The following is a 19,442-nucleotide window of genomic DNA, read 5'->3' as shown; positions in this document are numbered from 1 at the left end:
AGACATGTCAAAATGTCATGGATGTTAATTTTTTAGAAAAGCCCTGTGATTTTAAGTTGAAATTTTGGTTTTCAAAAAAATGTAAACTATCGTTTAAATAAGGGCGTACATTTTTTTCGAACCGCAATCGCTTGTTTTTTGATTTGAATTCCATTTATATTTGTGACCGCTTCGAGTCGTTTCGGGCCAAAAATTAGTTAGCATGAGTAAGAATTTAGTAATAGTTGAGTCACCTGCAAAGGCAAAAACCATTGAAGGATATTTAGGAAAAGACTTTACTGTAAAATCAAGTTTCGGACACGTGCGTGATTTGGCTTCGAAAGGATTGGCAATCGATGTAGAGAATAATTTCGCCCCTGAATACGAGGTTAGTTCAGACAAGAAAGCACTTGTTGCAGAACTGAAGAAATTAGCGAAAGAATCCGATGTGGTATGGCTCGCTACCGATGAGGACCGCGAAGGAGAAGCGATTTCCTGGCACTTGTATGAGACGCTCGGATTGGCTAAAAAAGACACGAAGCGAATCACATTCAACGAGATTACAAAAGGTGCGATCTTAAAAGCCATTGAGAATCCGCGCCAAATCAACAAACCTTTAGTGGATGCACAACAGGCCAGACGTGTACTGGACCGTTTGGTAGGTTTTGAGCTTTCTCCCGTTTTGTGGAAAAAAGTTCGGCCAAGCTTGTCTGCCGGACGTGTGCAATCGGTTGCAGTGCGTTTGATCGTGGAGCGTGAAAAAGAAATCCAGAACTTCCATGCAGAGAGCTATTTCCGCGTTACGGGCGAGTTTCTGAAAGGAAAAGAGCGCATCAAGGCAGAAGTTTCAAAGCATTTCGGAACGGATACAGAAGTGAACTCTTTCCTGGAGAAGTGTGCGGACATTGATTTCAAAGTATTGGACGTTCAGCAGAAACCGGCTAAGAAAACTCCGGCTTCCCCGTTTACAACTTCTACCCTTCAGCAGGAAGCATCCCTGAAATTGGGATTCTCTGTTTCAAGGACCATGCAGGTTGCACAGAAACTATACGAAGCAGGACACATTACTTACATGCGTACCGACTCCGTGAATTTATCGGAAACGGCTATGCAAGGAGCGAAGAACGAAATTCTTTCGGCTTACGGAGCACAGTATTCGCATCCGACCAAATACACCAACAAAAGTTCCAATGCACAGGAAGCTCACGAAGCTATCCGCCCGACGAACTTTGCCATGCATGCTTTGAGCTACGGAGAAAGAGACGAAGTGCGTTTGTACGACCTGATCTGGAAACGTGCCATCGCTTCTCAAATGAGCCATGCGGAACTGGAACGAACAACCATTTCCATCGGAGATCAGAAACTTCCGGAAGTTTTCCAGGCAAAAGGAGAAGTTATCAAATTTGACGGGTTCCTGAAAGTATATCTGGAAACAAACCTGGATGAAGAAGAAAACGACAGCGAAACGGAAGGATTATTGCCGGCTGTTCAGGTCGGAGAGCTTTTGAATCGCGATTTCATCCGGGCTACTCAGCGATTTACCAGACCAGCTGCACGTTACGTAGAAGCTTCTTTGGTGAAAAAACTGGAAGAACTGGGAATTGGCCGTCCTTCTACTTATGCGCCTACCATTTCAACGATCCAGAAACGAGGATACGTGGAGAAGCAGGAGAGAGAAGGAGAGGAGCGCGCATACCAGGTGTTGGAATTGAAAGGCACCACGATCAATAAGCAGACGAAAAAAGAAATTACCGGTAAGGAAAAGAATAAATTATTCCCGACAGATATCGGAATGGTTGTAACAGACTTCCTGATTGATCATTTCGGCGGAATCATGGATTATCACTTTACTGCGGAAGTAGAAGAGCAATTCGATGAGATTGCACGCGGTAAAATGGAATGGACCAAAATGCTGGATTCATTCTACAAACCGTTCCACGACAACGTAGAAGATACACTGGAACATTCGGATCGTGCTACCGGTGAGCGCGAACTGGGAATCGACCCGGAATCCGGGAAAAAGGTTATTGCACGCATCGGCCGTTTCGGACCAATGATCCAGATCGGTGACGAAAAAGAAGACGGAGACAAACCGCGTTTTGCCTCTTTGCTGAGCACACAAAGTATCCATACCATCACCCTGAACGAAGCATTGGATCTGTTCCAGTTGCCGAAAAGCCTGGGAGAATACAAAGGTCAGGCTGTAGAAGTAAATGTGGGCCGTTTCGGGCCTTACGTGAAGTTCGGAGACCAATTCATTTCGCTGGCAAAAGGAGATGATCCGATGGATTTTACCATGGATCAGGCAATCGTGTTGATCGACTCCAAATTGCAGGCGGATGCACCGATCGGAACTTACGAAGGTTTACCGGTACAGAAAGGAGTTGGCCGTTTCGGTCCGTTTATCAAATGGAACGGGATCTTTATCAATGTCAGCAAAAAATACGATTTCGACAACCTCACTCAAAACGACATCAATACCCTGGTTGCTGAAAAGATCCAGAAGGATATCGACAAAGTGGTTCACGATTGGAAAGAAGAAGGAATCCGTGTTGAGAAAGCGCGTTGGGGAAAATCTGTTATCCTGAAAGGCAAATTAAAGATCGAACTTCCGAGTAGTGTGGATGCTGCGGCTTTAACGCTGGATAAGGTAAAGGAAATGATCGAGAAGAAGGCACCGGCTAAAAAAGCACCTGCGAAAAAGAAAGCGGCCCCGAAAAAGAAGTGATTGGATGTAAAAAGTAAAAAGTTAAAAGGTAGAAGTTTTGATTTCTTGCCTTGATAACTCTTTCCACTTTTGACCTTTATACATTTTTCCTTTTCACTTTCTCTGAGTTATTAACTTTCGACTCTTTATTCTTAATTGAGAAACGCAATTCTTCAAAGTTTCATTCGGTTATTTTTGCCAAAAGACATCTCGAATGAAGGACATATCTATTTATTTCAGTTCCGTTGAAACACCTGAGAACCCTGTTTCCGAATCGTTGGGCGAGTTCATCGTGCGCAATGACGAATCTGGTTTCCCTGAAATAGATCGTGCAGGTCTTGCTTTAATTTATGTTCCTGAATTCAGAAATGGTGAACCGTCCTTACACGGACAAACAGATGATCGTTTTAGAAGTCACTTGAACACATATTTTCCCGGAAGCAACTGGAAATTTAAAATCTATGACCTGGGAAATCTCATGCCGGGCGAACGGGTAGAAGATACCTACTTTGCATTGAGACAGGTAGTGGCCGAATTGGTGAAGAAATCCGTTATTCCGGTGGTGATCGGAGGTTCCCAGGATTTGACCTATGCCATGTACCAGGGATATGAAGAACTGGAACAGCTGATCAACGTGTTAAATGTAGATTCCAGGCTGGATTTGGGAGATCCTGAACTCCCGATAGGCAAAGATGCGTATGTCAGTAAATTGCTCATGCACCGGCCGTGTTACCTGTTCAATTTGTCGGTAATCGGCTACCAGACTCCGCTGGTAAAAGCTTCGGAAATTGATCTTTTTGAAAAACTGTTCTTCGATGCGATCCGTTTGGGAGAGTTCAAAGCTGATTTCCGGACAGCAGAACCGCTGCTTCGCAATACAGACCTGTTAAGCATCGATTTGCAGTCGATCAAAGCTTCGGATTTCAAAGGGAAGTATTTTTCCCAACCGAATGGTCTTGATAATATGGATATCTGCCAGATTGCCAAATACGCAGGGATTTCGGATAAATTGACGTCGGTTGGATTATTCAATCTGTTGCCTGGAGATATTGCCGACAGCGCCCATGCAGAAATTGCGCAGATTATCTGGTATTTTATCGACGGTTATTCACAGCGTGTAGGCGACTTTCCGATCGGTTCCAAAAAGGATTACACTAAATTTACCGTTTTCCTGGATGAAATAAATCACGACATTATTTTCTACCGCAGCAACCGCTCCGAACGCTGGTGGATGGAGGTTCCTTACCCTCCGAAAGAAGGAATTAAGTACGAAAGGCATCACATGGTTCCGTGCGATAAAGCGCAGTATAACAATGCGTTGAATGGCGATATCCCTAACCTGTGGTGGAAAACATATCAAAAACTAGGGTAACCTTTTCTCCTTTGTTCCGTAATAAGAGTTTGTGTTAAATATTTATCTCTTCAACATTTCATTGTGGAAAAGATGAATTGATTGCACTAAAAAATTTTGTTTGTTCTAAAAAATACTTATTTTAGTCGCCAATTGGCTAAAATTTGTTAAAGTCAAGCACGTTAAAACCATAATTAGGACCCTTATAATATGAATAAAACGTTACGTATTTTATCAGCGTTTGTGTTGTGTTCTTTTGGAGCTTCTGCTCAGCAAGATATCGCATTGACACATTTTATTTACAATAAGTTCGCCATCAACCCGGGCGCTACTGGTATTGAGGAAGGGTTGTGTGGAAATTTAATTTATCGCAATCAGTGGGATAAAGTAAACGGAGCACCGAATTCCGTAGTTTTCAACGCTGAGGCAAACATGGAGAGTTTCGGTAAATGGACCGGAGGGTTTGGTTTGAACTTCACGCATGATGCCATTGGTTTTCAGAGACAAAATAACGTGATGTTGAATTATTCGCATCATATCCAGTTGGGTAACGGTCGATTAGGTATCGGTTTGGGTGTAGGAATGGTGAATTTCGGTATGAACCCGACATGGATCGGTCCTCAGACTCAGATTGACCCTACTTTTCCCGGTTCAAGTTCAGCAATCACGTTTGACTTGAATTTTGGATTGTATTACCGTGCTGAGAATTGGTTCGCAGGATTGTCATCCAGTCACTTGCAGGCTTCTGCTTTGAATCTGACAACCCAGCTTCCGTCTTCAAGCGGTACAGGTACGGTTCCTTACGATTTAGCTCGTCACTACTACGCAATGGGAGGTTATACTTTCAGAGGTATCGGTGCAAAAGGAGAAATTGATGTGCAGGGAACTTTGCAAACAGATTTAGTGAAGTATTCAGGAAACCTGAATGCCCGATATATTTACAATGGATTCCTTTACGGAGGTTTAGGGTTTAGAAATAGTGATGCGGTTTCTGTTTTATTAGGGTACAGACCGTTCGATATCAAGAAACCAAAAAGCAGAATGTTTATGTGGGTAGGATACTCTTATGATATCACAATCGGTAGATTATCAAAGATTTCCAACGGTACACATGAGATCGCGCTTAAGTTTTGTTATATCCCTGTGATACCAATTACGAAAGCACATCACCCTAAATGGTTGTAAAATCAAAAAAAAATTACGAATCTTTGTAACCATTTTTTATTCGATTCCGTTATATCGCAAAATTGATCCTGTAGAATGTTAACGATAAATCCGGAACTGTAAAATTGAACTAGAATGAAAAAACTGTTGTTTATCGGTTTAATTGGGGCCTTCATTGCCTCTTGTAGCTCACGTAGTGGCCACTTGACGGGGACATTAGGTCGTAGAGTTTATCAGCCTGAGATTCCTCTTGGGATGGTTTATATTCCGTCAGGTTCCTACATCATGGGAGAAAATGACCAGGACGTACCTTTCCTGCACCAAACACGTGCAAAGACGGTGTCTGTTCAGGCATTTTACATTGATCAGACTGAGATCACGAATAACGAGTACCGTCAGTTCGTGGATTGGGTGAGAGATTCCATGGCTCGTGAACGGATTTATTCCGGATTGGAAGAAGATGATGAGGCTTCTCGTTACATCAACTACAACGACATGTACTTTGATGAAGGTGCGTTGGAGATGGTTGAATTCGAGCCTTCCGATCGTGATGTCAATCGTGCACAATTTAACCTGAACTGGGATCGTAAGTTTTCCTACGATGATCCGGATCTGATGCCGTTGCTTGCAGATATGTACTATCCGCAGCCTGAGCGTTTCTACAAGCGCAGAGAGTTTGATACACGTAAATTGAATTTCAAGTACTATTGGATCGACTTAAGAGAGGCAGCTGTTAGAGGTCGCATTGAAATCGTTCACAATGGTGTTGATAAGGATGGTAACGAGATTGCTCCGGAACACCGTGACTTGAATACACCTCCGCATCCGTTTACGGAAGAGCCTCAAGGTTTGGACAAAGATTTAAGTTACTTCAACAAAAAAGGACAAAGTACAGGTCTTCGTGGTCACGAGAACCGTCAGCGATTCATCATTGATGAAGAAATTAACGTATATCCGGATACATTGGTTTGGGTTCGTGACTTTACTTATTCCTTCCACGATCCGATGACAAACATGTACTTCTGGCACCCGGCTTATGATAACTATCCCGTTATCGGTATTACCTGGGTACAGGCTAAGGCATTCTCAATCTGGAGAACTCAATTATTGAACAGCTGGTTGCTTTCAATGGGTGATTTGTTTGTGAATGATTTCCGTTTGCCAACTGAGGCTGAATGGGAAAGAGCTGCCCGCGGAGATTTGAATAACTCTCCTTATCCTTGGGGAGGTCCTTATATCCGTAACCAAAGCGGATGTTTCCTTGGAAACTTCAAGCCGATGAGAGGCCGTTATTTTGAAGACGGTGGTTTCCACACGGTAAAAGCTTACTCTTATAACCCGAACGGGTGGGGTCTGTACTGTATGGCAGGAAACGTTTCGGAATGGTGTGAGACAGCTTACGACGAGTCTATGTATGAGTTCTCTCATGACTTGAATACTGAATACAGATATGATGCAATGGACTGGGATCCGCCGGCAATGAAGCGTAAAGTAATTCGCGGTGGTTCCTGGAAAGATGTAGGTTACTATTTGCAAACTTCAACTCGTACATACGAGTATCAGGATACTGCCAAATCGTACGTCGGATTCCGAAATGTGGCAACACACTTAGGTCGCGGTGGACGAGAATTCTCTAAAGAGGGTGGCGAGGAAATTCGTAGCGATATCCAACTTCGCTAAGAATAACAAACAATTACAAAACAATAAATTTGGTTAAACCTAAAAAACAAAGAAAACTATGAAACCAGGAAGTAAAGGATGGAAAAAGTTTATGGCGAAATTATACGGTTTCGGTGCGGCAGTCGTAATCGTTGGAGCCTTATTTAAAATTATGCACTGGCCTGGAGCTGGTCCGATGCTTGTAATCGGTCTGTCTACGGAGGCTATTATCTTCATCTTCTCGGCATTTGAACCGATTCATGAGGATCCAAACTGGGAGCTTGTTTATCCTGAACTGGCATTCGCACACAGCGATGATTTAGATCACGATGCATTACCGGCAGCAGGAGGAAGAGGAGGAAGAAATTCCGGAGGTACTGGAATTACTGAGCACTTGGATAAAATGTTGGAAGAAGCTAAAATCGACGGTCAATTATTGGAGCGTTTAGGTGATGGGATGCGCCAATTGGGTGAAAATGCTTCTCAATTGAAAGGTGTAACATCTGCAGCAGCGGCAACTGACTCTTATGTTTCTTCATTACAAGCAGCATCTGATAAAGTATCTTCTTTGTCTGAGGCATACGAAAGAGCTTCTGTTTCTATTTCAGGAATGACTTCAAACACACAAGAGGGTGAATCATTCGGTGAGCAAATGCAGAAAGTATCTAAAAACCTTGCAGCGTTGAACAACGTTTATGAATTACAATTGAAAGGTTCTTCTGCTCATTTGGAAGCTACTGAGAAATTCCAGGGTCAGGTAACTGAAATGATGAAGAACTTGTCTGATTCAGCTGAGGATACAAAACGTTACAAAGAGAATATGGCAATGTTGTCTAAAAACTTGACTGATTTGAACGCAGTTTACGGCAACATGTTGAAAGCTATGACAATTTCCAGAGACTAATTTAGTCCTTGGAGCTTTATTAACATTGAATATTACTAACAAGTAAACCAATAAAATTTAGAAGTCATGGCAGGTGGAAAAGAAACCCCAAGACAGAAGATGATCGGTATGATGTATTTGGTATTGACGGCGCTATTGGCGTTGAACGTATCAAAGCAGATTCTCGACGCTTTTGTCGCAATTGAAGAAAACATACAAAAAGCAAACATCGCTCAGATCGAACGAGGTGATAAATTTAAATCGGATGTTGATGAAGAGTTGAGTACAACTCCTAAAAATGCCGAAAATGCTGCTAAGAGAGAAAAATTGCAGAAAATCTTAGGTCAAATGGATCAGGTAAACAAAATGTCTGACAAATTACTTAAGAGTATCGATGCAATTAAATTGGAAATCTTAGAAAAGTCTGGTGAAGCAGTAAAAGAATACAAAAAGGATGATGAAAATACGATCCTTTGGGAAAAGGCAGCAGAATGTAAGCCTATCCGTATGAACTTGATGGCTGTCCAGGCGAAAGACCAATACGATATTCCAATGCATGAGATCGTAGGTGAAGATATCAAAACTCCAACTGGTAAAGGAAAACAGTTGTGGGCTGATTTCATCAAGTTCCGTGAGGATATCGTTAGTACAGTTGGTTCTTACAAGGAAGGAGGAAAAACTTACTCTTTCAAACCAAAAGCAATCAATACATACAAAAGCAATGCTGATTTGGTGAAGCAGGTAACTGATATGGTTAAGAAAAGCAATGTGAATCACATGGAGGATGACCAGGCTTTGAGTGACTTGTATATCAACTTGACAAAACCTGAGAGAGTAAAAGTGCACGACATGGAAGGTATCCACTGGATCGGTGCTACATTTGACCACTCTCCATTGGTAGCTGCAGTTGCATCTTTAACTTCTATGCAACAGGATGTATTGGCTGCACGCGCTTATGCACTTGCTCACTTGAAATCTAAAGTTTCTACTGGTGAGTACTCATTCAACAAAATCATGCCTTTGGCTTACGGTCCGGTGATCGCTAACACAGGAGATGAAGTTGAATTGAAAGTAATGATGGCTGCGTTTGACTCTGATAACCAACCTGAAGTAACTGGTCCTGGAGCAATCACTGTTGGTGGTGGTCAGGGTACTTTGAAAACAAAAGTTTCAGGAGGTGCAGAAATGGTATTGAATGGTACTGTATCTATCAAAAACAAATCAGGAGTTAAGAAAACAGAGAACTGGACACATACAATCAAGATTATGAAGCCACAGGGAACGGTTTCTCTTCCTGAATTGAATGTATTGTACAAAGGATACAACAACATCGTTGAAGGAGTTGCTTCAGGTTACGATCAGACAATTTTGAACGGTAACGGAGTTACTTTATCCAAATCTGGGAACCAATACATCGGACGTGTGAGCGGTGCGGGAAGAACTGCTACCATCTCTATCTCCGGTAAGAACTCAGTAACAAACAAAACAGTTTCTTTGGGAACATTTACATTCCGCGTAATGAACTTGCCTCCTCCAACATTGTTCTTCGGAGCAGTTGAAGATGGTGGTAAAGCTTCTAAAGCAGAAACACGTTTGTTTGCACGCTATGCTGATAGCCCGTTGAAAGCAGAATTCTCTGTACAAACATGGGAATTGAACGTTGCCGGTGCTCCACGTCCTGCAAAAGGATCAGGAAACACTTTGAACGCAGACGGTATCAGTTTGATGAAACAAGCAAAACCAGGATCAACTATCAGCTTCATGACGCAAGTGAAAGGGCCGGATGGAATCCTACGTAAGAAAAGTGGTGTATTTACCATTTAATGAATAAAATAAATAATAGAGTGTCAATCATGAAACGTTTAGTTCTATTAAGTACCTTGTTTGCTGGTTCGTTATTAACGAACGCGCAGGAAATCAATGGTGGACCAGTGAATGTTCCTCAGGCGGATGTAATTGATGGGGTGTATATGACAGAACATATACCGACCAAAAAAATGATTCCTTATGAGTTTGTTCGTGAAGCTGATGTAGTCTGGAGTCATCGTGTTTGGCGTATGATCGATATGCGTGAGAAAATGAATCACCCGATTTATTTACCGTTTGATAAACACACTCCATCTGGTCAGTATGTAAGAAATACGAGCCGTTGGTCTTTGTGGACAATCTTGCGTCACCATATTGTCAACGGAGATTTGAAAGTGTTTTCACCTTACAACCCATATCAGTTTGATATGTTGGATGGAGATCAGTTCAAGTATCCGGTAGTACCTGAAGCAGGGAAGAATTACTATACGGATTCTTTATTCCGCGACAAGGTCTTCTATTATTTAGGAAAATTAGGTGCTCAAAGTGATGTTCCATTGACAAATGAGTTCGGAGATCCGATTGAAATTACACTTCCTGACGGAACGATTACTTTCAAATACCCTCCGGCTGACACGATGTGGATCGATTCTGAGAACATTGTACAATACCGCATTAAAGAAGATTGGTTCTTTGATAAAGAAAGATCAGTATTGGATGTGCGTATTTTGGGAATTGCTCCTGTAACTTACAGAGAAGAAGAATCTCCTACAGGCGGTAAAACAATTACCGGAATGGATGAGAAATTCTGGTTATATTTCCCGCACTGCCGTTATATTCTTGCAAACTACTTCGTGTACAATGACAAGAACGACGCACAGTGGCAAAGTTTCGATGATTTGTTCTGGCAACGTCGCTTTACAAGTACAATCTATCGTGAAACTAACGTGTTCGATCGTGAGATTGACAGTTACAAAACAGGTGTAGATGCACTGATGGAATCTGAGAAGATTACTGAAGAGATCAGAAATTTCGAACACGACGTTTGGAACTTCTGATTGAATCAGAGAAATAAGAAAGACCCCGGTCCCGTATATACGGGATCGGGGTTTTTGTTTATAACTAATTGACTAACAACTGTAACCAAGGGCCGGTTTTTACGCTATCAGAAAAACCCAAGCCATGAAAAGAGTTACATTCTTTAGTCATCCCGTCTCAAGACGGGGCCTCAGTCTTCGTCAGCTACAGCTGACTCTTATCTTGTTTTTTGCGGCGATTTACGAAGTAAATGCCCAATGTGAATCCACGGATTTTGTTTCCATGACACCTACCCTGGATTATCCCTATGTGAAAGAACACATTCTAACCAAGCGAACGATTCCCTACGAATACGTTCGTGAAGCAGATGTGGTATGGAGCAAACGCGTTTGGAGGGAAATTGATCTGAGAGAGAAAATCAATCATCCGCTGTATTATCCGTTCGATCACCATACACCATCCGGACAATATGTGAGAAATACCAATTGCTGGTCTTTGTGGACCATTATGAGGCATCACATTATCCAGGGTGACCTGAAAATCTTTTCGTCTTACAATCCTTATCAATTTGATATGTTGGACGGAGACCAGTTTAAGTACCCGATTGCTCCGAAACCCGGTGGGAATTATTGCAACGATTCGGTGTTCAGAAACGAAGTGTTCTACTATTTAGGCAAGTTGGGGCCAGGTTCGGATGTCATTTTATCAACCTGGGACGGAAGAGATTCTACCCGGTGGGTAAATGGCGTGGAGGAGTTTGTTTACGCAGAAAGAGACACATTTTGGATCGATTCCAAAGACATTGTCAAATACCGGATCAAGGAGGACTGGTTTTTCGATAAGGAACGTTCTGTGATGGATGTCCGTATCCTGGGAATTGCACCCGTAGTTCTGAAAGAAGAAACTGCACCGAACGGACAAACAATGATTGCCGGTTTGGAAACCAAATTCTGGGTGTATTTCCCGCATTTAAGGTATCTGTTGACTAACTATTACGTGTATAATGAGAAAAATGATGCGCAATGGATGAGTTTTGACGATTTGTTCTGGAAGCGCAGGTTTTCAAGCACGGTCTACAAGGAAAACAATGTTTTTGACAGGTCAATAGATAGTTATCGAACCGGGGTCGACGCGCTGCAGGAATCCGCAGACATAATAGAAAGTATCCGGACTTTTGAACAGGACGTCTGGAATTTTTAACTGAAAACAGAATCCCGGCATCGTAAGCGATCGCCGGGATTTTTTTATGCTGCCTGTTACTAATCGAAGAAATGACATTCGATGAGTATAACCTTAAAATTTAAGTCATGGCAGGAGGAAAAGAAACCCCCAGACAAAAGATGATCGGGATGATGTATTTAGTACTGACCGCGCTTTTGGCATTGAATGTATCGAAAACCATTTTGGATGCTTTCGTTGCAATTGAAGAAAACACCCAGAAATCGAATGGGATGCAGGTAGATCGCGGATCTGAATTTATTTCCGATGTATCCAGTGAGATCAGTTCGACCGATGCAAAGGAGAATGCTGAGAAATTGCGTAAGCTGAAAAAAGTGATGAAGCAGATGCAGGAAGTGGACCGGCTTTCAGCAAGTATGATCCGGGAAATAGACCAGGTAAAGATAGAAATATTGAAAGAATCGGGAGAAGAGGTTTCTACGGTCAAGCCACAAGACAACGAAACCATTATTTGGCAAAAAGGAGAAGGATGCCGGCCGATACGGATGAACCTGAAGGCTGTTCAGGCCCAGGACGAATACGATGTTCCCATGTACATTTTAATTGGAGACGATATTAAGAATCCGACGGGAAAAGGAAAGAAAATCTGGGAAGACTATAACGGTTTCCGTTCAAAATTAATTCGGACCATGGGAACATACAACGAAGGCAAAAAATCCTATTCGATCCATCCGAAGGCTATCAATACGTATAAAAACAACCAGGATCTGAAAAAGCAGGTGGATCAGATGATTAAATCTTCCAAAGCCAATCTGAGAGACGACGAGGAAATCCTTTCGACTATTTACATGAACCTGACAAAACCGGAACGCGTTACCCAAAATGATGTGGAAGGTGTTCATTGGATCGGGCAAACATTTGATCATGCGCCGCTGGTTGCTGCTTTGGCATCTTTGTCTTCACTGCAGCAGGATATTCTTTCTTCGCGCTCGCTGGCTCTGTCTCACTTGAAAACCAAGGTTGCGGTCGGGGAATATTCCTTCAACAGGATCGTAGGATTGGTTTACGGGCCGGAAATTGCAAATGCGGGCGATGAAGTTGCATTGAACGTCATGATGGCAGCTTTTGATTCGGATAATCAACCAACGGTAACTTATAACGGAACCTCTTTCCGCGGAACGGAAGGAAAAGGCCTGATCAAAACAAAAGTAGGCTCGGGAACCGAAATGACCCTGAATGGAACCGTTTCCATTAAGAATAAATCCGGGCAAACAAAAACGGAGAACTGGTCGCACACCATTAAAATTATGAGGCCGCAGGGAACGGTTTCACTTCCACAATTGAATGTGCTTTACAAAGGATACGGCAATATCGTGGAAGGTGTAGCTTCCGGTTATGATCAAACAATCCTGGTTGGAAACGGCGTTTCTTTGTCCAAATCCGGGAGTCAGCACATTGCGAAAGTAACTACCAGCGGAAGAACTGCAACGATTGATATCTATGGAGTAAACTCGGTTTCAAAAAAACGGGTAAAACTGGGATCTTTCCCGTTCCGGATCATGACACTTCCGAATCCGGAGTTCTTCTTCGGAGCAGTGGAAGAAGGCGGGAAAATTTCTCCGGCAGAAAAGAATTTATTTACACGGTATAAAAACAGTCCACTGGATGCCAAATTCACAATCCTGAACTGGGAATTGAGCCTGAACACGGCGCCAAGACCTGAAAAAGGAAAAGGAAACCACATTTCCGATGAAGCAACGAAGTTGTTACGACAGGGAAGACCCGGGACGATCGTAAATGTTAAAATGGATTACGTAGGACCGGATCAGGTGGTGCGAAAAAAAATAGCATCTTTTGTGCTTTAAAATTCAAAAAAATGTAGGGGCGAAAAATTTTTCGCCCCTACATTTCATACCTTTGCACATGCTTGTTTTGGAAAAATTGGGAGTGCATTTCCCGCAAGGTTATTTATTTGAAGATTGTTCAGCCCAGGTTACTCAGGGTGACCGGATTGGTTTGGTGGGGAAAAACGGGGCCGGAAAGTCCACGCTGTTACGCCTTATCGCTCAGACAGAAAAACCGACCGATGGCCAGATCCACCGTCAGAAAGGGCTGGAAGTAGGTTTCCTGACACAGGATATTGTCATTGATACCACACAAAGCGTCTTCGATTACCTGTTTTTTTCCAATGAACAGTTGAATTACCTCCGAAAACACATCGAGGAGATCAACAAACAGCTTACAACGCGTGAAGATTACGAATCCGAATCTTACCTGGAATTATTGAACGACCTGAATGCAACCAATGATCTGTTCAATATTCACGATGGATTTCAATGGGAAGAAAAAATCGCTTCCGTACTGGATGGATTGGGATTTCAAAAGGAAGATTTTGATAAATCGCTGAATTCCTTTTCAGGCGGATGGAAAATGAGAGCCGAACTGGCGAAAATTTTGGTGAACAGGCCCAATTTGCTATTGCTGGATGAGCCGACAAACCACCTGGATATCGTTTCGATCCAGTGGCTGGAAAATTACCTGACGAAATTTGAAGGTGCTGTGATCGTAATTTCTCACGACCGCTTGTTCCTGGATAATGTCACAAACCGTACCTGGGAAATTTCTTTCGGGAAGATACTGGATTTTCCTTATGCCTACTCAAAGTATAAAGAATTGCGCTCTGAGGAACTGGAACGCCTGGCGGAAGCAAAAAAACAGCAGGATAAAGAAATTAAGCACACGCAGGAACTGATCGATAAATTCCGCGCGAAGAAAAATAAAGCGGCATTTGCGCAGTCGTTGATCAAGAAGCTGGATCGTACGGAACGCATTGAGGTGGAAAGTGACCTGGTAGCGAAAATGAATATTTTCTTTCCGCTGAATGTACAGCCCGGAAAATGGGTCCTTGAAATGGAACATTTGGGGAAAAGCTACGGATCCAAAACTTTGTTTAAAGACATTTCCATTACAGTTGGAAGAGGAGAGAAGATTGCTTTGCTCGGACCGAACGGAGTGGGTAAATCCACGCTGTTTAAATGCCTGACCAAAGAAATTGACTTCGAAGGAAAAGTTGAGTACGGTCACAATGTAAAGATCACATACTTTGCGCAGGACCAGGCAGAACGCTTGAATAAGAACTTAAGCGTTTACGAAACAGTAGACTTGGTAGCGTCCGGTGAAGTCCGGAAAGACCTGCGTTCCATTTTGGGGGCATTTTTATTTTCCGGAGAAGATATCGACAAAAAAGTGGGGGTTTTATCCGGAGGAGAACGTACACGTTTGGCCTTGTGCCAATTGCTGCTGAGTCCTTCCAACGTGTTGATCCTCGATGAGCCGACAAACCATTTGGACATTCAAAGCAAGCAGGTTTTGAAAAAAGCATTGCTGCAATACGAAGGAACTTTCCTGATCGTTTCTCACGACCGGGAATTCCTCGACGGATTGACAAACCGGATTTGGGACATTGAGCACCAAACCCTGAAAATCCATCATTTCGGCGTATACGAATACCTGCAGCGCAAATTATCCATGGAAGCGGCTCCGGCTTCTGTTAAAGCAGAAAACAAACCGGCGCAGAAAGCGGTAGAAGAACCGAATGGAAAAGCGCAGTCGAACGAGGAACGCAAAGAATTAAAACGCAAAAAGAACCAGCTTCAGAATAAAGTAAAACAGCACGAAGAACGCGTTCAGGAACTGGAAAAAGAAGTGAAAGCCCTGGAAGACCAGCTGGCGACTATGGATTTTTCAGATTCTGCAAAAACAACACCTGTTCTGAAAGCATTTGAGGAAGTAAAATCCAAACTGGATTACTATTCCGATTTATGGATGGAAGCAGCAGAAGAATTGGAAAGCATACAAGATTAAGACATTAAGACATTAAGACATTAAGACATTAAGACATTAAGACATTAAGACATTAAGACATTAAGACATTAAGACATTAAGACATTAAGACATTAAGACATTAAGACATTAAGACATTAAGACATTACCTAAGTCCTGAAATCTTAAAATCCTGATGTCCTAAAATCCAAAAAGATGAAAGGATTACTAGATAAAATGCGGGTTTCTTTTGAGGAGCCTATTCAATACCAGCTTGTTTTGAACAATGAGCCTCTGATCGGCATGAATGCATTGATCGGGAAAGAGATCGAATTGAACTGGACCGGGAAGATTATTTGTTCCAATTGCGGAAAACAGACGAAAAACTCCTTCGGTCAAGGTTTTTGTTTCAACTGCTTTCAGTCGGCACCGCAGGCATCGCCTTGCATCATTAACCCAGAACTGTGCAAAGCGCATTTGGGCGAAGGAAGAGACATCGATTGGGAACACAAGCATCACAATCAGCCGCATGTGGTTTACCTGGCGGTTTCCAACAGCATCAAAGTAGGCGTAACACGTGCCGAACAAACATTTACACGCTGGATCGATCAGGGAGCTTCTCATGCAATCATTCTGGCAGAAACCAATAACCGTTATGAAGCCGGGATCATTGAAGTTGCTTTGAAATCCTATATGGCCGATAAAACCAACTGGCAGCGGATGCTTAAGAACGAGATCGCCCACGAATTGGACCTGCTGGAAGAAAAGGGAAGGGTGGAAGATTTATTGCCTTTCGACATGCGTGACTTTGTAAGCGTGAATGACACGATTATTTCACTGAATTACCCGGTTGAAAAATACCCGGTAAAGGTAAAAAGTGTAAGCTTTGATAAATCACCTGTTATTCGTGGAAAATTGGCCGGAATCAAAGGCCAGTACTTGATTTTTGACGATGAACGCGTGCTGAATATCCGCAAGCATACGAGCTACGAAATCGAATTTTCGCACGAATAAGTTTTGAACGCGAGATTGTTGTAATTATTCTCGTTAATTTCTGCCAAAAAAAGAATCAATTCACCTGATTCGTATTAATTTTAATACTCTTAAAAAATCTATCAACATGTTCGACAAAAACGAATTTAATAAGTACGCAACAAAGCATGTCGGAATTTCAAGCATGCACTTAGAAAGCTACATCGAATCTTCTTTAACACCGTATATTATCGAAGAACGTCATTTGAATATGACACAAATGGACGTGTTCTCACGTTTAATGATGGACCGTATCATTTTCCTGGGAACGGGGATCAATGACCAGGTTGCAAACATCATCAATGCTCAATTGTTATTCCTGGAATCAGTTGACGCAAAGAAAGATATCCAAATCTATTTGAATTCACCGGGAGGATCTGTTTACGCAGGTTTGGGAATTTACGACACGATGCAATACATCAAGCCGGACGTTGCAACGATCTGTACAGGAATGGCAGCTTCCATGGGAGCAGTTTTAATGTGTGCAGGAGCTGAAGGAAAACGTTCTGCTTTGAAACACGCTCGTGTAATGATTCACCAACCACTTGGAGGTGCTCAGGGACAAGCTTCTGATATCGAAATCACGGCTCGTGAGATTCAAAAATTGAAAAAAGAATTGTACGATATCATCGCCACACACTCCAAACAATCGTACGAAAAAGTATGGGCTGATTCGGACCGTGATTACTGGATGACGGCTGAAGAAGCAAAAGAATACGGAATGGTAGACGAAATCTTGCTTCGCAATCCGAAATAGTCTAACTTTGCACAGTATTATCTAAGTCATTCCGGTTAGCCGGGATGACTTTTTTGTCGATTAAAATTTGAATATGTCAAAAAAGGAAACTTCCTGCTCGTTTTGTGGAAGACCACGAAGTCAGGTAGGGTTACTTATAGCGGGGTTGTCAGGTCATATTTGTGATCATTGTATTGCGCAGGCAAGAATGATTGTAGATGAAGATCAGTCGACCAAAACATCTACGCAAGGAGCTCCGGTAAATGTGTTGAAACCACAGGATATCAAAGAGCGTTTGGACGAATATGTAATCGGGCAGGAGGATGCGAAGAAAACGCTTTCCGTTGCCGTTTACAATCATTACAAACGTTTGCACCAAACGAAGATCGAAGAAGTGGAGATTGAAAAATCGAACGTGATCTTAGTGGGACGCACCGGAACAGGAAAAACGTTGCTTGCAAAAACCATTGCCAAAATGCTGAACGTTCCATTCTGTATAGCAGATGCAACCGTACTAACGGAAGCAGGTTATGTGGGAGAAGACGTAGAAAGCATTCTGTCCCGTTTGCTGCAGGCTGCCGATTACAATGTACAGGCCGCACAGCATGGAATCGTTTTCATTGATGAGATTGATAAAATTGCACGTAAGAGCGATAATCCGTCCATTACACGTGACGTTTCCGGGGAAGGAGTTCAGCAGGCTTTGTTGAAATTATTGGAAGGTTCTACGGTGAATGTTCCGCCGCAGGGAGGAAGAAAACACCCGGAGCAAAAGATGATCTCTATCGATACGAAGAACATTTTGTTCATTTGTGGAGGAGCTTTTGACGGAATCGAACGCATTATTGCAAGCCGTGTAAACAGGCAAACAATCGGGTTCGGATCACAGGTGTCGGAAAAAGTAGATGAGGATAATTTTCTGAAATACATTACACCGACAGACGTGAAATCCTACGGTTTGATCCCGGAATTGATCGGGCGTTTCCCGGTATTGACTTACCTGGAGCCATTGGATGCAAAAAGCCTGAAACGTATTATTACAGAGCCGAAAAACGCAATTATCAAGCAATATATTCGATTATTTGAAATTGACGGAATCCGCCTGACGTTCGATGCGAACGTACTGGATTTCATCGTGGAGAAAGCCATCGAATTTAAATTGGGGGCACGCGGACTGAGATCTATTTGTGAAGCGATTCTGACAGATGCGATGTATGAATTGCCATCGAAAGATGAAAAAGAATTCAGAGTTGATCTGGAATATGCCAAAGCACAATTCTCAAAAAGCAAGGTTGCCCGATTGAAAGTAGCATAGCGAAATTATCAATTATAGATAAAAAACACGTAGGCACGCGATTAATCGCGTGCCTACGTGTTTTATGGTCGTATTATTTCAATGAATTTTAAACGAACAATACTTAATCACTGAACCTTTCGCAGTGAACAGCTGTTCGTAATGCGTTTTGATATGCAGAATTTCACGGATAGTCGGATCGAGGTCTTCCGGCATGGATTGGTATAGGTCCCAGGTCAATTCGATCAGATCATAATTGTGTTCTTTGATTTGTTCCTCCGTTGATTCAAACAAGAGCGTGGAATCTGTTTTCAAATGCACAATTCCTCCCGGTTTCAAAATACGTCTGTAACGCGCTATAAATTGCTCGGAAGTCAATCTTTTTCTTGGTTTCAGGGGCTGAGGGTCTGAGAAAGTCAGCCAGATTTCATCCACTTCATTCGGTTCAAAGTACGAATCGATGAAATCAATTTTGGTACGAAGGAAAGCTACATTTTCCAGGTTTTCATCCAGCGCCTCTTTGGCACCCACGAACATGCGCGAACCTTTGATATCCACACCGATAAAGTTCTTGTTCGGATAGTGTTTGGCCAGCCCCACAGAATATTCTCCCTTTCCGCAGCCCAATTCAAGCACGATCGGATTGGAGTTCTTAAAGTAATCTTGATGCCATTTTCCTTTCAACGGAAAGGCGTCTTGCGGGTTTGGTTCCAATGTCGGTTCGAAGACATTGTTCCACGATTTCATTTCCGCAAAGCGTCTCAGTTTATTCTTTCCCATAAATCGGTGCAA

14 protein-coding genes are annotated in these 19,442 nt (G+C 42.5%); 13 read left to right on the top strand and 1 reads right to left on the bottom strand.

All coding sequences use genetic code 11. From position 1 onward, the window contains the following. Nucleotides 1-202: 202 nt before the first annotated feature. From topA to clpX, 13 genes are all read left to right on the top strand, one after another. Nucleotides 203-2,707 (top strand): type I DNA topoisomerase, encoded by a 2,505-nt coding sequence (gene topA, locus ABDW02_RS09540; RefSeq protein ID WP_343634328.1) that lies wholly within the window; start codon nt 203-205, stop codon nt 2,705-2,707. A gap of 193 nt (nt 2,708-2,900) precedes the next feature. Then, on the top strand, nt 2,901-4,058 hold the full coding sequence (locus ABDW02_RS09535; protein ID WP_343634327.1) for a formimidoylglutamase: 1,158 nt from the start codon (nt 2,901-2,903) through the stop codon (nt 4,056-4,058). A gap of 189 nt (nt 4,059-4,247) precedes the next feature. After that, nucleotides 4,248-5,222 (top strand): type IX secretion system membrane protein PorP/SprF, encoded by a 975-nt coding sequence (locus ABDW02_RS09530; protein WP_343634326.1) that lies wholly within the window; start codon nt 4,248-4,250, stop codon nt 5,220-5,222. A gap of 114 nt (nt 5,223-5,336) precedes the next feature. Next, nucleotides 5,337-6,881, top strand: a complete 1,545-nt coding sequence (locus ABDW02_RS09525) for an SUMF1/EgtB/PvdO family nonheme iron enzyme (protein ID WP_343634325.1) — start codon at nt 5,337-5,339, stop codon at nt 6,879-6,881. A 58-nt stretch (nt 6,882-6,939) separates the two neighbouring features. Beyond that, nucleotides 6,940-7,764 carry a gliding motility protein GldL gene (gldL, locus tag ABDW02_RS09520; RefSeq protein ID WP_343634324.1) on the top strand — a complete coding sequence of 275 codons (825 nt, stop codon included), beginning with the start codon at nt 6,940-6,942 and terminating at the stop codon, nt 7,762-7,764. A gap of 66 nt (nt 7,765-7,830) precedes the next feature. Then, nucleotides 7,831-9,567 (top strand): GldM family protein, encoded by a 1,737-nt coding sequence (locus ABDW02_RS09515; protein ID WP_343634323.1) that lies wholly within the window; start codon nt 7,831-7,833, stop codon nt 9,565-9,567. A 29-nt stretch (nt 9,568-9,596) separates the two neighbouring features. Continuing rightward, entirely contained in the window at nt 9,597-10,607 is a 1,011-nt protein-coding gene (gene gldN / locus ABDW02_RS09510; protein WP_343634322.1) for a gliding motility protein GldN, read from the top strand. A gap of 124 nt (nt 10,608-10,731) precedes the next feature. Further along, on the top strand, nt 10,732-11,787 hold the full coding sequence (gene gldN, locus ABDW02_RS09505) for a gliding motility protein GldN (protein WP_343634321.1): 1,056 nt from the start codon (nt 10,732-10,734) through the stop codon (nt 11,785-11,787). Between the two features lie 107 nt (nt 11,788-11,894). After that, complete coding sequence (locus ABDW02_RS09500; RefSeq protein WP_343634320.1) at nt 11,895-13,631, top strand: hypothetical protein; 1,737 nt, start codon at nt 11,895-11,897, stop codon at nt 13,629-13,631. A gap of 58 nt (nt 13,632-13,689) precedes the next feature. Next, nucleotides 13,690-15,630: an ABC-F family ATP-binding cassette domain-containing protein gene (locus ABDW02_RS09495; protein ID WP_343634319.1), complete on the top strand. Its 1,941-nt coding sequence runs from the start codon at nt 13,690-13,692 to the stop codon at nt 15,628-15,630. 174 nt (nt 15,631-15,804) lie between these two features. Continuing rightward, nucleotides 15,805-16,602 carry a DUF2797 domain-containing protein gene (locus tag ABDW02_RS09490; RefSeq protein WP_343634318.1) on the top strand — a complete coding sequence of 266 codons (798 nt, stop codon included), beginning with the start codon at nt 15,805-15,807 and terminating at the stop codon, nt 16,600-16,602. A 106-nt stretch (nt 16,603-16,708) separates the two neighbouring features. Next, entirely contained in the window at nt 16,709-17,377 is a 669-nt protein-coding gene (gene clpP, locus ABDW02_RS09485; RefSeq protein WP_144332731.1) for an ATP-dependent Clp endopeptidase proteolytic subunit ClpP, read from the top strand. Between the two features lie 73 nt (nt 17,378-17,450). Then, on the top strand, nt 17,451-18,671 hold the full coding sequence (clpX, locus tag ABDW02_RS09480; protein WP_343634317.1) for an ATP-dependent Clp protease ATP-binding subunit ClpX: 1,221 nt from the start codon (nt 17,451-17,453) through the stop codon (nt 18,669-18,671). 78 nt (nt 18,672-18,749) lie between these two features. On the opposite strand, the gene trmB is transcribed toward clpX, so the two are convergent. After that, nucleotides 18,750-19,430, bottom strand: coding sequence for a tRNA (guanosine(46)-N7)-methyltransferase TrmB (gene trmB, locus ABDW02_RS09475; protein WP_343634316.1), 681 nt, complete (start codon nt 19,428-19,430; stop codon nt 18,750-18,752). Between the last annotated feature and the right edge of the window lie 12 nt (nt 19,431-19,442).

Source organism: Fluviicola sp. (assembly GCF_039596395.1).
Taxonomy (GTDB): Bacteria; Bacteroidota; Bacteroidia; order Flavobacteriales_D; family Crocinitomicaceae; genus Fluviicola.
The sequence above is the reverse complement of the archived record's forward strand: the minus strand, read 5'-3'. Positions and strand labels throughout refer to the sequence as shown.

Coding starts and splice junctions, on each gene's coding strand:
- trmB (WP_343634316.1), bottom strand. CDS start 19,430: ATGGGAAAGAATAAACTGAGACGCTTTGCGGAAATGAAATCGTGGAAC.
- ABDW02_RS09535 (WP_343634327.1), top strand. CDS start 2,901: ATGAAGGACATATCTATTTATTTCAGTTCCGTTGAAACACCTGAGAAC.
- gldN (WP_343634322.1), top strand. CDS start 9,597: ATGAAACGTTTAGTTCTATTAAGTACCTTGTTTGCTGGTTCGTTATTA.
- gldL (WP_343634324.1), top strand. CDS start 6,940: ATGAAACCAGGAAGTAAAGGATGGAAAAAGTTTATGGCGAAATTATAC.
- ABDW02_RS09515 (WP_343634323.1), top strand. CDS start 7,831: ATGGCAGGTGGAAAAGAAACCCCAAGACAGAAGATGATCGGTATGATG.
- ABDW02_RS09500 (WP_343634320.1), top strand. CDS start 11,895: ATGGCAGGAGGAAAAGAAACCCCCAGACAAAAGATGATCGGGATGATG.
- clpP (WP_144332731.1), top strand. CDS start 16,709: ATGTTCGACAAAAACGAATTTAATAAGTACGCAACAAAGCATGTCGGA.
- ABDW02_RS09530 (WP_343634326.1), top strand. CDS start 4,248: ATGAATAAAACGTTACGTATTTTATCAGCGTTTGTGTTGTGTTCTTTT.
- ABDW02_RS09525 (WP_343634325.1), top strand. CDS start 5,337: ATGAAAAAACTGTTGTTTATCGGTTTAATTGGGGCCTTCATTGCCTCT.
- ABDW02_RS09495 (WP_343634319.1), top strand. CDS start 13,690: ATGCTTGTTTTGGAAAAATTGGGAGTGCATTTCCCGCAAGGTTATTTA.
- topA (WP_343634328.1), top strand. CDS start 203: ATGAGTAAGAATTTAGTAATAGTTGAGTCACCTGCAAAGGCAAAAACC.
- ABDW02_RS09490 (WP_343634318.1), top strand. CDS start 15,805: ATGAAAGGATTACTAGATAAAATGCGGGTTTCTTTTGAGGAGCCTATT.
- clpX (WP_343634317.1), top strand. CDS start 17,451: ATGTCAAAAAAGGAAACTTCCTGCTCGTTTTGTGGAAGACCACGAAGT.
- gldN (WP_343634321.1), top strand. CDS start 10,732: ATGAAAAGAGTTACATTCTTTAGTCATCCCGTCTCAAGACGGGGCCTC.